Origin of the sequence: Acetivibrio mesophilus, assembly GCF_004102745.1 — a bacterium.
Classification (GTDB): Bacteria; Bacillota; Clostridia; order Acetivibrionales; family Acetivibrionaceae; genus Hungateiclostridium; species Hungateiclostridium mesophilum.
In genome coordinates, this window is sequence record NZ_RLII01000002.1 from 1 (window position 1) to 14,620 (window position 14,620).

General features: G+C 37.1%; 13 protein-coding genes. 2 read left to right on the forward strand and 11 right to left on the reverse strand.

The window, feature by feature from the left end; all coding sequences use genetic code 11:
• Positions 1 to 432: 432 nt before the first annotated feature.
• The 3 genes from EFD62_RS02295 to EFD62_RS02305 all read right to left on the reverse strand — a co-directional run bounded on the left by EFD62_RS02295 (position 433) and on the right by EFD62_RS02305 (position 4,302).
• Positions 433 to 1,368, reverse strand: a complete 936-nt coding sequence (locus tag EFD62_RS02295; protein WP_128705686.1) for a hypothetical protein — start codon at positions 1,366 to 1,368, stop codon at positions 433 to 435.
• Between the two features lie 21 nt (positions 1,369 to 1,389).
• The gene (locus tag EFD62_RS02300; protein WP_069193801.1) at positions 1,390 to 1,986 is read right to left on the reverse strand and encodes a papain-like cysteine protease family protein; all 597 of its coding nucleotides are present in this window, start codon (positions 1,984 to 1,986) and stop codon (positions 1,390 to 1,392) included.
• Positions 1,987 to 2,868: 882 nt separating this feature from the next.
• Entirely contained in the window at positions 2,869 to 4,302 is a 1,434-nt protein-coding gene (locus tag EFD62_RS02305) for an IS66 family transposase (RefSeq protein ID WP_069193802.1), read from the reverse strand.
• 174 nt (positions 4,303 to 4,476) lie between these two features.
• On the opposite strand from EFD62_RS02305, the gene EFD62_RS02310 reads away from it, so the two are divergent.
• A complete protein-coding gene (locus EFD62_RS02310) occupies positions 4,477 to 5,901 on the forward strand; it encodes a C25 family cysteine peptidase (protein WP_069193803.1) in 1,425 nt (474 codons plus the stop codon).
• 300 nt (positions 5,902 to 6,201) lie between these two features.
• Positions 6,202 to 6,525, forward strand: a complete 324-nt coding sequence (locus EFD62_RS02320) for a hypothetical protein (RefSeq protein ID WP_069193804.1) — start codon at positions 6,202 to 6,204, stop codon at positions 6,523 to 6,525.
• Positions 6,526 to 6,652: 127 nt separating this feature from the next.
• On the opposite strand, the gene EFD62_RS02325 is transcribed toward EFD62_RS02320, so the two are convergent.
• The 8 genes from EFD62_RS02325 to proC form a co-directional block, all read right to left on the reverse strand.
• Positions 6,653 to 7,867: a D-alanyl-D-alanine carboxypeptidase family protein gene (locus EFD62_RS02325; RefSeq protein WP_083225105.1), complete on the reverse strand. Its 1,215-nt coding sequence runs from the start codon at positions 7,865 to 7,867 to the stop codon at positions 6,653 to 6,655.
• 95 nt (positions 7,868 to 7,962) lie between these two features.
• Complete coding sequence (locus EFD62_RS02330; protein ID WP_069193805.1) at positions 7,963 to 9,264, reverse strand: pyrimidine-nucleoside phosphorylase; 1,302 nt, start codon at positions 9,262 to 9,264, stop codon at positions 7,963 to 7,965.
• A 31-nt stretch (positions 9,265 to 9,295) separates the two neighbouring features.
• Positions 9,296 to 10,462, reverse strand: coding sequence for a phosphopentomutase (locus EFD62_RS02335; protein ID WP_128705688.1), 1,167 nt, complete (start codon positions 10,460 to 10,462; stop codon positions 9,296 to 9,298).
• A gap of 182 nt (positions 10,463 to 10,644) precedes the next feature.
• A complete protein-coding gene (gene xerD, locus EFD62_RS02340) occupies positions 10,645 to 11,529 on the reverse strand; it encodes a site-specific tyrosine recombinase XerD (protein WP_069193807.1) in 885 nt (294 codons plus the stop codon).
• 357 nt (positions 11,530 to 11,886) lie between these two features.
• Positions 11,887 to 12,516 (reverse strand): stage II sporulation protein M, encoded by a 630-nt coding sequence (gene spoIIM, locus EFD62_RS02345; protein WP_069193808.1) that lies wholly within the window; start codon positions 12,514 to 12,516, stop codon positions 11,887 to 11,889.
• 190 nt (positions 12,517 to 12,706) lie between these two features.
• Entirely contained in the window at positions 12,707 to 13,255 is a 549-nt protein-coding gene (locus tag EFD62_RS02350; RefSeq protein WP_069193809.1) for an NUDIX domain-containing protein, read from the reverse strand.
• Between the two features lie 27 nt (positions 13,256 to 13,282).
• Entirely contained in the window at positions 13,283 to 13,723 is a 441-nt protein-coding gene (rnhA, locus tag EFD62_RS02355; protein WP_069193810.1) for a ribonuclease HI, read from the reverse strand.
• 36 nt (positions 13,724 to 13,759) lie between these two features.
• The gene (gene proC, locus EFD62_RS02360; protein WP_128705689.1) at positions 13,760 to 14,575 is read right to left on the reverse strand and encodes a pyrroline-5-carboxylate reductase; all 816 of its coding nucleotides are present in this window, start codon (positions 14,573 to 14,575) and stop codon (positions 13,760 to 13,762) included.
• Between the last annotated feature and the right edge of the window lie 45 nt (positions 14,576 to 14,620).

Sequence of the window (14,620 nt, forward strand, 5' to 3'; positions counted from 1 at the left end):
TTGACCTGCTTTTTATTTGCTTTTTTTCCGGTAGTATTATGCGTATAGAATTTTATTTTGCTGTTTTCACTGGTATTAAGAGAATTTTAATTTGATTTTTGCTCCGATTTTAAAGTGCTGAACTACAGTAAAAAGACACACAAAAAGAAAAGACTAGAAAAGACCATTTGCAATTCCCCCAATGTTTGCAAAAAGTAGTAAAAGTGATTGAACTTATACTAACACTCTACACCTATTTTGTTGGTAATGCAAGGCCGTGGATACAATTACCTTATCATCTATTTCTTATTTGTTTAGTCTTATGTCTACTATACACATATTTAGAAAACCCGATGAAATCTTCTATTAATTGTGATAACACAGGCACCGCCTAGAGGTGGAGATGCCCTATGTAGAAACCAACTTTTCATAATATAATTAAACTTCAATTCATTAATTGATGCCTTTTTTAAAAAATACAACACCTGCAATAAATATAATAATAAAAAGACTACTTATTGAAATAATAATAGTGTTGTTATTATTATTTGTTAAATTACTATTCAAAGTGCCTCCTCCTGCTTTTACATCAACAGGATTAACCTGTGTTTCATCTTCTGCAAAACTTATCTCAAATATATTAAGTAAGTCACTCATAGAGTAAAGCTTTCCATTGTTAACACCAACAAGGTCTTCTCTCTTCGTAAACGGAACACCGTATTCTTCACTTCCGTCATTTATATATACCACATATGTAAAATAAGTTGGGAATATAACCATTTTGAGTTGAGTTACATTTTCTATATTATTTTCCTTGAGAAGACTTAACAAACTGTCGTCGTTTAAATAAGTTTGGATTCCATTTATATGGCATCGGTTTCCAACTACTGCCAGTTGCCATTTACCTTGATTCTTTTCTATTAATTCAATGGCTTCATCATTCAGTTTATCTTTATGTTCTATTTCACTTAACAATGGATTTTTTAAAATAGTACCCGTTGAAATTAAAGAGTCGTCATTTTTGTTAAATATCGGAACTTCCCACTCGTACTTATCTGTAATTAAACCAGAAAAAGCTTTATTTGATTTGTATTGATTAACTACATCATTACTTACATAATATACTTTATACATTTCATTAAAACCAATCTTAATGTCATCCTTTTTTATGTCTTTAAAATCCATACTTTTTAAACTTTCTGAAATTTCATCTATACTATTATCACATATAGCTAAAAGATCATCTTTTTCTGAATGTTTTAAAATAGAACCGCTCTCTTTTAAATCTTTTATCTTTTCACTTACATAAGAATCAGCAGAAACAATAGTTGTCAAGGAGAAAAGGATTGTAAATACTACTAGTAATAACCTAGATATACTTTTCATCATAATAACACCCTTTCTTATTTTTTATGACCAATTCCACCAATAAACTGAGTAACCCCAAAAATAATTAGGCATCCATCCGTTGCAAAAAGTAGTATAAGACATAGTATATTTATTACCATCGAATGGATCACAATAAACTACATTTTGATATCCTGTACCATCGCTATAACCTGTCACTAATATATTGTGAGCACTTGATAAATCATTATAAACCTGAGTCACCGCAAGGGGTTTTCCTTGTTCTATATATGCTTTTATTGTAGAATAGCTAAGCGAACCAGTGCCTGCAGTTAAATTAGCTTTTGAATGGTCATATGCTCCATATTTATTAGCATCTACTTGCTCTGAGCCGTTAGCACCTTGGTTTACTATCCCTCCCTTTACATGAATTACAATATCAGTTTGAGTTCTTGGATACGACGTTATGGGTTCATTATAATTTGCCCACCAATAACCATTTTGGCGAGCGACAGAAGCCCAGCACCAATTTGTTTTCTCTTGAACTTGTAAGGAACTAAACAATGTTTTTGACGCAGCAAAAACAGATACTGAAGAACATATTACTATGGAACATAGTAATATCAATGAAATTAGAATTCTCTTAGGATATTTCTCCATATTCTAGCCTCCTTTTATAAATTTGATAAATTACTCAATTAAATAATAACAAATACATTCGTTATTGTCAAGTGTTTCCACATGAAATATAAATTAAAATTTCCAGCAAATTCATGATAGCATTAGTTTAGCGATCGACGTAATAAGTATCCCTTCAGGGTCATGCCCTACATTAGCAATAAGCCTATTTTCTGCTGTGGATACAATTACCTTGGAGAATCTAATAACTTATACATTTTTTTGCGTATGTTCTCAGTAAAAGGAGCAATTGCATTTCTTGTTATATGGAATTTATAGTCACTAAATACAGACGATTAATTGATTGCATTGCTAGTAAAAGTTATAATAAAATACCTTATGTTAGCAAATATCATATCTATATGAAATTTTACCGAATGAAGTTATTGAATATATAATTTGTATCTGTAGGCTATTTATAAGCTTTTTCACAATTTAAGACTATAAGTTTAAAAATTAATTTTGTTGATTTACTATTACAAAGAGAGGGGGTGCTTATTTCTTAGTTAAAAAACGCTAGCATATCTGAAGAACTAATGCAATGAAGAAAGTCTGCTACAAAAGAAAAATGAATTATTAACTTGAGATTTGAAAATCTACAAAAATGATAGTGTAAAGTAGCATATGAAAAATGCGGCCTGGCACTATCGAGAAAAAATGCACCTTGAAAAGTGAAGAATATACCAAAATTCCGCATTTATTCCACGGTCCTCTTGACAATGAGCCTCTGCCGGCATGTTGCAGGCATCAGAGGCATCCCCCACACTGAACAAGGCAGAAGGGCTCTGAAGGTAGTTGATGCCGGCACGATACCCTAACATGCCGGGCACTCATTATCAAGAGGCTTTCGCGGCATAAACGCTGCTACGAGACTTGCTTGGATAAAATCAATTGTTGAGAAAGCTCAATTAGTTTCTGCCACTTGCCCGGCATATTAGGAATGGATTCAAGTTCCGGGATAGAATTCAGGGGCTGCCAGTAGGTGTATGAATGGGGACGAAGGAAATTGTAATAGGCCACAAAGAGTGCAACATGAGTATTTGAGCCTTCCCCGCTACCATAGCCATTAGTGACCTGATAGGAGAACTTGAAGGTTCTGTTGAGGCGTTCAATTATCTGCTTGAGCCAACGATATTCAGTAGAAACCGGATCATCATTGGTAAGACCGATAACCTGGAACAGATTGAAGTCCATGTTCTGCAACATGAATTGTTGTTGAGCAAGCTTGTAAGCAGTATAGCCGTCAGATGCAAACTTAAGAGCCATGCCTGGGAACTCTTTAAACTTGGCAAAGGCCATACGCATTGCAAGGATGCATGGACCTACATCACGGGTATTGGATATCTGGTATCCGAGTATGGACTTCTTAAGAGCATCCATGATAAACCAGACATAGTGACGAACACCTTTAACTTTGGTGTAGGTTTCATCAGCGGCCAGATAGTTGGTGGGCTTATAATCGTAGTTATCAACGAAAGGCTTCACAAAAGCTGCGGCTGTCTTGGCATAATTTGCTACGGTGACGTGAGAAATCTTTACCCCGTGAATTTCCTGAAGAGCTCTGGCGGTAGCCCGGGTAGAGAGACCAAGGTTAACGTTGTAAGTCAGGCAAAGCCCCATAATGTGAGAGGAGAAATTCCTGAAAGTCAGATTGGTAGAGCCTTTGGGCAAGCTAGACAAATCCGCTTTGAAGAAGTCAATGGTAAATTCTCTATAAATGTAGTGGAGTTTGAATTTGTGTTTATCCTGCTGATATTCAGCCTTTTCTTCTGGTGATAACCTGTTGAGGGCATCGAGGTAGAATGAGCAGCTCTTATTGACACACTTATGTATGTTAAAATGCTTACGATCCTTCTTTTTGGTCAGGGCATGACCACAATAGGGACATATGAGAGTAATTGACTTGAAATCAGTCTTTCCTTTGGCAAACCTGTTGTTACAGACTTTACACAACAGTTGGCCGCGACCGCCGGTATTATCGTAAAGGTAGTTATGAGGAGCTCCACAGTAGGGACAGATGCAATCAGAAGGAACAGGGTTCTTCCCACGTGACTTAACAGGCTTGAGGCTCTTGCCATGTTTGGCCTGGTATTCCTCCATCAAAAGTATGTAGTTCAGAGGCTCAACCTTCTTGATGACGGGTAGTTTGTCAACAGTAAGTTTGTTGTACTTAGGGCTTGTAATATCGTACTTAGGAAACTTTAACGGTATGTTTTTCGCAATGAAAACCCGCAATTGCTGGTTTTGAGAAAGTAAAAATTGATTATATGCTACTAAAAATGATATAATTGAGTTCAAACGATGACCAACCTTTCTGTGTTTTTTGTCTATGGTGAACTCAATTATACCAGAAAAAAGGGGGTCATTGTTTTTTTATATCAAAAAACTTTGAAACCCTTGATAAATAGCATATTCAATATATAACTAGTGTAATTTACTTTACACTAACACAAAAAATGCAGAGGTATTCAAATGAAAAAATTCAAGCTATTAACATCTGTTTCTTTAGTTTTATGCCTTGTTTTTCAACTTGCAGGATTTCATGTTCCACCCTTTGGAATTACTGACGTGTATGCAGCATCATCAGGAATTGTAGACGGAAATGACACCAGTATATATTATGCTGGAAATTGGAGTGAAGTTAGCAACCAAAACTATTATAACGGGTCAACGAAAGTTTCATCTAGGCTAGCTGACTTCGTTTACTTCACCTTCACCGGAACGGAATTTACCTGGATAGGAACAAAGGGCAATAATATGGGAATCGCACGTATTCATGTTGATAACATAACTCAACCAATAGTTGACTTATATTCCCCTACACAGTTGTATCAACAAGAACTATTCAAAATAACAGGTCTTCCCTATGGTGAGCATGAAGTACTTATTGATGTGATAGGAAACAAAAATCCAAGTTCATCGGGCTATAATGTGGATATAGATGCTTTTAAATTCGGAGGCATGCCCATATCTCAGGTAAACAACGGGTTCCTTGTGGTTGTAGCTAGTGGGCTTTATAATATTTCTTCAGTAAAAACAGCTATTGACGCTTATGTAGATGATACCATAAATATAGAGAATTATAATACAAAATTAATTACTGTTAATACTGTTCCAGATGCCACTGCCGACTATATCTGTGAGACTCCCTCAAAACTTAAGACAGTGATAAAAGACCATTATGATAAAGGCTATGTTGGTTTTGTATTAATTGGATCTAGTCCGTATATACCTACTCCATATGTGGTAGCGAATGGTGATGGTGCCGGAAGTGTATATCCTTCTGACCTCTTTTATGCGGATATGGACGACTGGGGTCAACAGGATAGTTACGGAAGATACAGTGAAGCTACAGTGGGCAACCTTTATAAATATGCTCCCGAAATGTTTTACGGTAGAATCTCTGCAGCAGGGTCAACAAATGGAAGTTTATACGCCGAGGCCATTAAAGTTATAGACTACCTCAATAAACTACATGACTTCCGGATAAATCAAGGGAATTTAACACCAGAACAAAATTCCAGATCTCTTGTTTTGAAGGATGATGATTGGAGCATGTTTAAAGAGAACAATACAATGTCTAATCTTGGCACAGAAATGTATACAGTTTATGATAACAGTCTCTCATCAAGTGAAACGCTTGTTTCAGAACTACAAAGAGGTTATAAGTTTATTTATGAGTGTTTTCATTCAAGTAATATAAAGCATTATATAGATGAATATTCAAATGACCAATGCTATACAGATACTTCTTTTGATTACAATGTAGTAAGAAGTATCAACCCTAAGGTAAACTACATAAACCTTTTTAACTGTTCATCATGCAAAAACATAGACAGTAACGATAATCCAATGGACAACCTGGGGGAAGCATATCTTTTGACAGCGATTATGTAATTAATGTAACAGGAAGCTATGATATATGGGGACTCATTCCTGACTATAAGTATTGGGATCAGATTGCAGGAAATGAGTCTATCGGTTCGGCAGTTCGAGATCTTCTGATAAGAGAAAGTCAAGTTACAAACCCGTATTGGTACCAGCTAGACATGCAAAGATGTGCTGTGCTCGGAGATCCGACAGCAAAATATTACGTGTCACAGCCGGATGACAAACCACCGTATATTCAAACGAACCTTTCTGCTTCAAAATATTATCCAAGAATTAACGTGGCAGCCAATACAGAATTAAACATTTATGCATACGATCCCGATAGCTCTTCCCACTGGGTTGCCTAATGGTTCTAATATTACTAAAAACGGTGGAAATATAAAATGGATACCTTCAAGCAATGATATTAATAATGTTTACACAATCACTATAAAGCTATTTAATACAGATTCATATAATAACCCTGTTAATAAGTATGAAGAAACCTTTACTGTGAAAGTGACCGACGGCTCAACACAGCAAATGACAACCGGCAAATCTGGCTTGATAATAGATAAAGAAGGAAACGAATTTGACAGGTTGCCAATTATTGAAGAGTTATTTAGAGAAAGATCAAATCGAGATAATTGAGCATGTAATAAATCTTGTGTTTGAATGACCAATCAACCTCCTTTTTGGCAAGAATTAATATGCCAAGAAGGAGGTTGTAATAATCCCATCACTCTACAACTTATGAATTATTTCATATATAATTCACTCACGTTCTTCCGACACTAAACCAGCTTGAGAGCATAGTTACAAACAACTTTCCAAAGGTAGCTTTTTCTATCTCCCTGTCAGAAACAAGATCCACCTTTGCGATTTCCCTTTCATCGATTTTATATACTACTTCGCCTATTTTCTCACCTTTGGACACTGGTGCCGTAAGAGACCCTTTTAACCGTACCTCCCGAATAACCTTGGCTTTCTCACCTCTGGCAAGAAGAAGCTTTACATCATCACTGTAAAGAGCCTTTGTCTTAGGAATCAATGCTTTCTTAACCTCTATTTCGTTAACTTCTTCCCCTTTTTTGTTCACCTGCGTAGATTCGTAATTGGCAAATCCGAAGTCTAAAAGCTTTCTGGTTTCTGCAAATCTGGTGTTTGAATCCGGTTCACCCAATACTACCGAAACGAGTCTCATGTTATTTCTTGTGGCGGTTGCCGAAAGACAGTGACCTGCTGCACGGGTAAAGCCTGTTTTTAGACCATCACACCCTTCGTAGAAATGAACAAGCTTATTGGTATTAACCAGTTCAAATTCTCCGTTTCTGAAGGAATCCATCCAGATGGAAGTGAACTCAAGAATTCTCGGATGATTTACAATAAGCTCCCTTGACATAATTGCAACATCATGTGCAGTGCTGTAATGGCCTTCGTCCGTAAGTCCGGTACAATCAAGGAAATTTGTATTCTCCATGCCGAGTTCCTTTGCCCTTTCGTTCATGAGCACTACAAATCCCTGCTCACTTCCAGCTACCAGTTCGGCCAACGAAACGGTTACATCATTGGATGAGTGGGTGGCAACTGCTTTTAGAGCATCCTTTACGGAATACTGTTCGCCCGGTTCTATATAGGCCTGAGAACCTCCCATTCCTGCAGCATACTCTGATGCTGTCACTATGTCATCCATGTTAATTTTTCCGGAATCAATTGCTTCCATTACCAATAGCATAGACATGACCTTGGTTACACTTGCTATGGGGAGCTTCTCATTGCTCCTGTTTTCCAAAAGGATCTGCCCAGTTGTGGCATCCATCAGAACAAAGCTTTTTGCTTGCAATTCAAATACATTAGTATTCGTCATTATATCGGCAACAGTTTCGACATCGTATACCGGCTCGTCATTAGCCGGGGCTGAAAGAACAGATATTGTCATTATGTTTAACAAAAAAACTGCTGCTATAACACAAATTAAACCCTTTTTCAACACTTAAAGACCCCTCCAAGCATTTATCATTAATAGATTTTTATGCTGGAAACAGCCTATATATACTTAATTTAAAAAAGTTTGTACGTTTCTTTAATTTAATCAATAATACAGTGAACATATTTAATAGGTTCGGGTTTATTATCTTTTATGACAAAAGCATTTTGGGAAAGCTCTTCTGCATCCCTGCAGTCGGAAATATTGGTATGAAGTATACACAGAGTATCTCCTTCATCAACCCAATCGCCAACTTTCTTTATCATTGTGATACCTGCAGAAAAATCTATACTGTCATCCCTAGTCTTTCTTCCTGCGCCAAGAAGCATTGCCGAAACACCTATGTCTTCTGCATCAATGGAATTTACATAACCTGCTGTTAAAGACTTAATTTCTATATGCTTTCTTGCCTGAGGCAGCAAATTCGGATTGTCTACCACCTCGGGATTGCCTCCCTGTATTCTAATTAACTCCTTTAGCTTTTCTACGGCCTCTCCGGATTCAATCAATTTGCGCATTTGAGTATAGGCTGATTCATAATCCGAAAATGCACCACCTAGAACTGCCATACGGGACGCAATTGTCAATGCTACGGTAGTCTCATCCTCGGCGCCGTATCCTTTCAATATCTCTATTGCTTCCTTTACCTCGTTGGCATTTCCTACTTCATGCCCTAAGGGCTGACTCATATCCGTCACAACAGCAACAGTTTTTCTCCCTAGAGACTCACCTATTTCTACCATGGTCTTTGCCAGAATTACAGCTTCGTCCACGGACTTCATAAAGGCTCCGGAGCCTACCTTGACATCTAGCACAATACAATCGCAACCGGACGCGATTTTCTTACTCATTATTGAGCTTGCTATAAGAGGTATGCTGTCTACCGTACCGGTAACATCCCTTAAGGCATATATTTTTTTGTCCGCAGGAGTAAGATTTGGCGATTGGCCTACTATAGCCATTTTATATCTGTTTACATTGTTTATAAAGTCCTCTTTTGAAATTTCGGTTTTAAAACCTTCTATAGACTCTAATTTATCAATTGTTCCACCAGTGTGGCCCAGTCCCCGGCCGGACATTTTTGCAACCGGTATTCCCACGCAGGCACAGAGTGGAATTATTACAAGGCTCATCTTATCTCCCACTCCGCCAGAAGAATGCTTATCAACCTTGATACCTTCAATCATAGACAGGTCAACTGTTTCACCTGAATTAACAATGGATAAAGTGAGATTTGCAATTTCCTCCTTATTCATTCCTTTAAAATATACAGCCATCAAAAATGCCGACATTTGATAGTCTGGTATGTCCCCCTTTGTATAACCTTGAATAATATAATCAATTTCAGCGGCAGACAAAGCCTCTGCATGCTTTTTTTTATTTATAAGATCAACCATTCTCATAATTTTGACCTCCAAAAATAATCATAATGCTCTACAGGATGCTATTAAGAAAGCTTTCTCCCATTAAGCTGTTGTTAATCCCAAGATAGTGGGCTATGGTCTTTGATACATCAGAAAAAGTACTTCTGGTACCTAAGTTTACATTGCTTTTAAATTTCTTTCCGTATACAAGCAAAGGTACATACTCCCTGGAATGATCGGTACTGTCCGTAAATGGATCACAGCCATGGTCAGCTGTTATAATAAGAAGATCATCCTCCGATAATTGCCCTAATATTTCGGGTACTCTTTGGTCAAACTCCTTTAAGGCGTTGGCATAACCTTCGATATTATTGCGATGTCCATAAAGCATATCAAAGTCCACAAGATTCGTAAAAAGAATACCTTCAAAATCATCCCTCATATACTCAAGGGTTCTGTCTACACCATCCATGTTATTGTGAATATGGACCGAATCGGTAATGCCGTTTTTATTAAATATATCTTCAATTTTGCCAACTGCTTTAACTCTGTATCCGCTTTCAACAGCATAGTCCAAAAGAGTCTTTCCTATAGGGTCAAGGGAGAAGTCTTTTCTCCTGTCAGTTCTTTTATAGCTTCCGGATTCACCGACGAAGGGTCTTGCTATTACTCGTCCTACAGCATGTTCTCCGGCAAGAATTTTTCTTGCTGTTTGGCACATCTCATAGAGCGCTTCTATCGGTATTACATCCTCGTGGGCTGCTATTTGAAACACACTGTCAGCCGATGTGTATACGATTGGATAGCCTGTCTTTACGTGCTCATCTCCTAACAACTTGATTATCTCTGTTCCTGATGCCGCAACATTTCCCAGAGTCTTTGTTCCTATACTTTCTTCAAATTTTTTCATTACATCCTCGGGGAATCCCTTTGGATATACAGGGAAAGGTTTATCCAATATTAGGCCGGCAATCTCCCAGTGCCCCGTTGTAGTGTCCTTACCGGCAGATTTTTCTGCCATTCTTCCATAGCAGCCGACAGGATTCTTTGAAGGCTTGTAGCCTATTATACCGTCAATATTCCCCAGCCCCAGCGATTCAAGATTTGGAAGACAGAAACCCGGTACATTTTTGGCGATGTTTCCCAAAGTGTTGCTGCCTATATCCCCGTATTTTCCTGCATCGGGGAGCTCTCCCATACCTACGCTATCCAAAACAATTATTATAGCTCTTTTCATAGATCAATTCTCCTTTGCGGTAAGAATAAAAGCTCGGGACATCGAGTCCCTTCGCTTTTGCCTCTTTCATTCACTCCAAGAGGCTAAAATAAGAAAGGCAGGATATTATTTATCCTACCTTCTTATTATATTACAAATATTAAGTTTAATAAATCATTCTTTATTTGCTTAAATCTGTTTAATCATGCTCTTGGATGAGTTTTTTTATAAATTTCCTTTATTCGGTTTTTCGCAAGTTGGGCATAGACCTGTGTGGAAGATATATCAGAATGTCCGAGCATTTCCTGGATTGACCTTAGGTCTGCACCATTCTCCAAAAGATGTGCGGCAAAGGAGTGCCGTAAAGTATGAGGCGTGATATCTTTGCTGATCTTTGCCTGATTCTTATACTGCTTTATTATCTTCCAGAATCCCTGTCTGGTGAGCCTTTTTCCGTTTACATTAACAAACAAAGCTGTTTCATCAGCTCTTTGTATCAAGAGATTTCTTGATTTCGACAAATATTCACTCAGAGCACTTACGGAGAGAGAACCGATGGGTATAATTCTTTCTCTCGAACCTTTATTGCATCTAATGAATTGCATTTCAAGGTTTACATCGCTCAAATCAAGGGAAATAAGCTCCGATACTCTTATTCCTGTTGCGTAGAGAAGCTCAAGCATTGCCTTGTCTCTGTATCCTTTTAGATCATCGCATTTTGGCTGATCCAAAAGAAGCTCCACTTCTTTTGTAGAGAGAATCTGCGGAAGTTTCTTTTCTACCTTCGGTGACTCCAGATTTTCAGTGGGATCCTGAGATATTATGCCTTTTTTAGTCAAATATTGATAAAAGGATCTTATCGATGCAAGATTACGTGATATAGTAGAAGTTGCCCTGCCTTTTTTTTGCAAGTGCAAAAGATACGCTATAACAGTAGTCTTATTTGTATTTGCGATAATTTGGATCTTCATATCTTTTAAATATGTAATGTACTGCTCTATGTCTCTTTTATATGATTGCAAGGTATTAAGAGACAATCGTTTATCATTTTTCAAAAAATCCAGAAAATCCAACACTAAATCTTCCATTGCATTCTACTCCTTCTTATTTACAAAATTTATTTTAATATAATACTTTAACAAATTTACAATTCATTAAATCACCCTATACATCACATCAGACAGTACCTATATTGAACATTTCGGTCAACTACATATTTACTTATCCTTTACATTATATAAAAATTTCTAGTTACAATGCAATATTTTCCCATGTTATGTAGAATAATTCGGTACATTGAATAATTTTCTTATTTTTTTTTTGTGCATAACTTACAATATAACAGTATTTATGCAATTATATAACCATTATCATAATTAATTGTCACCATTGAATACTATTCTATGTAGAAGATTTAGTCTATTGCTTTGTTTTTGTCTTAGCTCTCAAGAAATCATCATCCTCATAAAAACCGGTGAAATGTAGGCCTCTACGAGTATTCCTGCTAGCATAAAGCACGAGAAAAACAAAGTAACAAAGCAATAAGCAAAAAAGTTTGTTTTTAGGCTATCCTTTGACATTTGTTTAGTTGATTTGTTTTTGACAATGTTAAGTGAGAATTTGATGCCGTTTACGCCAAGCGCAATAATACATGGGACTATAATTACTTCCTTTGGGAGAATTGTCAGCAATGTAAATACCGCGCCTTTAAACCCCATAATGTAGATAATAAATCCCGATGTAAATCCGGTGATAAAGCCCCTTATACCAATTAGAAGATATATAAAAGGGATACCGATGATAGTTACTCCCAGAACCCATAGGGCGATCACCAATCTTGCGTTATCCATAATGGAGATTCTTAGTATTTCGTTGCTGTCAACCCATTGATGCTCGAAAAGTTCTAAGAATCCTTGAAAGTAATTTATCAGCTCATTTCTTTGAAGTGAGCTTAATCCATTAACAGTAAAAGCTCCTGCGGATATTCCTCCTATATACATCAGTAGAAGAAAAAAATAAGTATTTATGTTGTTTTTTATATGCGAAGTAAGAACCTCATGTATTTTCTTTATCATTTTATCCCCTCTTAGTGTTTATTTCATTACAGCTTTATTCAAAACCATCAGGCAATTGCCTCATACATTAAAGATTCTATGCTGTAAAATAAAAAAAAATTACAATACATCAAAATGTATTGTAAACTTTACTTAAGAACAACGCTTGTTTATTTGCTTATGATCTAATACAGCAATTTATATCCTTCTTTTATATCTTTATTTCTCCCTTTATTATTTTCTCTGCCAAAAGTATACCTATTATGGATTTGGCGTCGGTTATCTCTTGGTTTAGGATCATTTCCACCAAGTTATTTACCGGAACCTTTTTAGTGGAAATAAACTCATCCTCATCGGCACAGGCTTCTCCCTCATGAAGTCCAACAGCAGCATATATATGCAATACTTCATTGGTAAAACCCGGTGTAGTGTAGATGCTCGAAATATGCTTTAGTTTCGCAGCTTCAAGTCCTGTTTCCTCTTTTAATTCCCTTCTTGCACAAACCTCAGGGTCTTCACCCTTATCTAGCTTTCCGGCAGGCAATTCAAGCAGTTCTTTTTCAACAGGCTTTCTATATTGTCTTACCATATAAAGCTCATTGTTATCGCTTATGGGAATAATAACCGATGCTCCCGGATGCAAAACCACATCGCGGGAGGCTTCCTTTCCGTTGGGTAGCAAAACATTAACGCTCTCTACACTGATTATATTGCCGCTGTAAATATGCTTTTTTGACACAGTCTTTTCTTCATAGTTCATTAATTGTCATCCTCCTAAAATCATGATTTATTGCCGATTTTTCCTAATTTCATCTGTAGCAAGCTTGTCACACCTGTTATTGTATTCATTGTCACTGTGTCCCTTTACTTTAATCCATCTAATTTTATGAATACCGCTTAGTCTATCAAGCTCCTTCCACAGCTCAACATTTTTTACATCCTCTTTGCCGGAAGTCTTCCAGCCGTTGTTCTTCCAATTCTTAACCCAGTTCATCAAAAAACCGTTTACAAGATAGGCACTATCACTGTAAAGGTCTACTTCACACGGTTCCTTTAACATCTGAAGAGCATAAATGGCAGCCTTAAGCTCCATCCTGTTGTTTGTAGTGTCTTTCTCAAAGCCGGATAGTTCCTTTTCATGCTTACCGTATATCAGTATTGCACCCCATCCTCCGTCTCCCGGGTTGCCGGAGCACGCACCGTCAGTGTAAATACTTACTTTTTTCATAGAAGCTCCTTATGTATTTTGCATTATTTTGCAAGCTTAGTCGTACAGCTTGCCAATATCTAAAGCCTTTTTGGTACATTCATTCATTGCTTCGATTATCGCATATCTGAATCGGTTTTTTTCAAGAGAGCTTACAGCTTCAATGGTAGTTCCGGCAGGTGAGCATACTTGGTCTTTTAACTCTCCCGGGTGCTTGCCTGTCTCAAGGACCATTTTTGCAGATCCCAGAACAGCCTGCGATGAGAGCTTGTACGCCAAATTTCTTGGTATCCCCGAAAGAACTGCAGCATCTGCCATTGCTTCAATAAACATAAAGACATATGCGGGACTGCTGCCGGTAACTGCAGTTACTTCACTCATTAGCTTTTCTTCTAAGAACTCTACTTTTCCGAAGCATTCGAATATCCTTTTTACCTGTTCTGCTTCTTTTTCGTCAACATTTTTATCACAACACATCAGGGTCATTCCTTCACCTACCAATGCAGGGGTATTGGGCATTGTCCTTATAAACTTTTTATCCTCTCCGATTATTCCCTTGTAGAATTTAATCGGAATTCCCACTGCAACAGAGACCAGTATTTTTTTGTTGTCAATAGCCGGCTTTATATCATTAAGAATAGTCTTAACCATATTTGGCTTTACTGCAAGAATAATTATATCTGCTTTTTGAGCAGTCTCAAGCGCACTATCTAAGATGGTTATTCCTGTATTTTCTCTTAATATGGACAGCTTATTTTTATCAACATCGAAAACTAAAATGTTTTCTGCCGGAAGAATATCGGATTTTGCTATACTGGTTATCATAGCACTTCCCATATTACCTGCACCTATAAAACCAATTACATTATTCATTGTTCTCCTCCTTTAACAATAGCTGAGGTAAGTTTATCCTTTTCT

What these genes read in the sequence shown, in the direction of transcription:
- EFD62_RS02350 (WP_069193809.1), bottom strand. Translation starts at nt 13,255, where the DNA reads ATGAACTATGAAGAAAAGACTGTGTCAAAAAAGCATATTTACAGCGGC.
- xerD (WP_069193807.1), bottom strand. Translation starts at nt 11,529, where the DNA reads ATGGAAGATTTAGTGTTGGATTTTCTGGATTTTTTGAAAAATGATAAA.
- EFD62_RS02295 (WP_128705686.1), bottom strand. Translation starts at nt 1,368, where the DNA reads ATGATGAAAAGTATATCTAGGTTATTACTAGTAGTATTTACAATCCTT.
- EFD62_RS02335 (WP_128705688.1), bottom strand. Translation starts at nt 10,462, where the DNA reads ATGAAAAGAGCTATAATAATTGTTTTGGATAGCGTAGGTATGGGAGAG.
- EFD62_RS02310 (WP_069193803.1), top strand. Translation starts at nt 4,477, where the DNA reads ATGAAAAAATTCAAGCTATTAACATCTGTTTCTTTAGTTTTATGCCTT.
- spoIIM (WP_069193808.1), bottom strand. Translation starts at nt 12,516, where the DNA reads ATGATAAAGAAAATACATGAGGTTCTTACTTCGCATATAAAAAACAAC.
- EFD62_RS02320 (WP_069193804.1), top strand. Translation starts at nt 6,202, where the DNA reads ATGCATACGATCCCGATAGCTCTTCCCACTGGGTTGCCTAATGGTTCT.
- EFD62_RS02300 (WP_069193801.1), bottom strand. Translation starts at nt 1,986, where the DNA reads ATGGAGAAATATCCTAAGAGAATTCTAATTTCATTGATATTACTATGT.
- rnhA (WP_069193810.1), bottom strand. Translation starts at nt 13,723, where the DNA reads ATGAAAAAAGTAAGTATTTACACTGACGGTGCGTGCTCCGGCAACCCG.
- proC (WP_128705689.1), bottom strand. Translation starts at nt 14,575, where the DNA reads ATGAATAATGTAATTGGTTTTATAGGTGCAGGTAATATGGGAAGTGCT.
- EFD62_RS02330 (WP_069193805.1), bottom strand. Translation starts at nt 9,264, where the DNA reads ATGAGAATGGTTGATCTTATAAATAAAAAAAAGCATGCAGAGGCTTTG.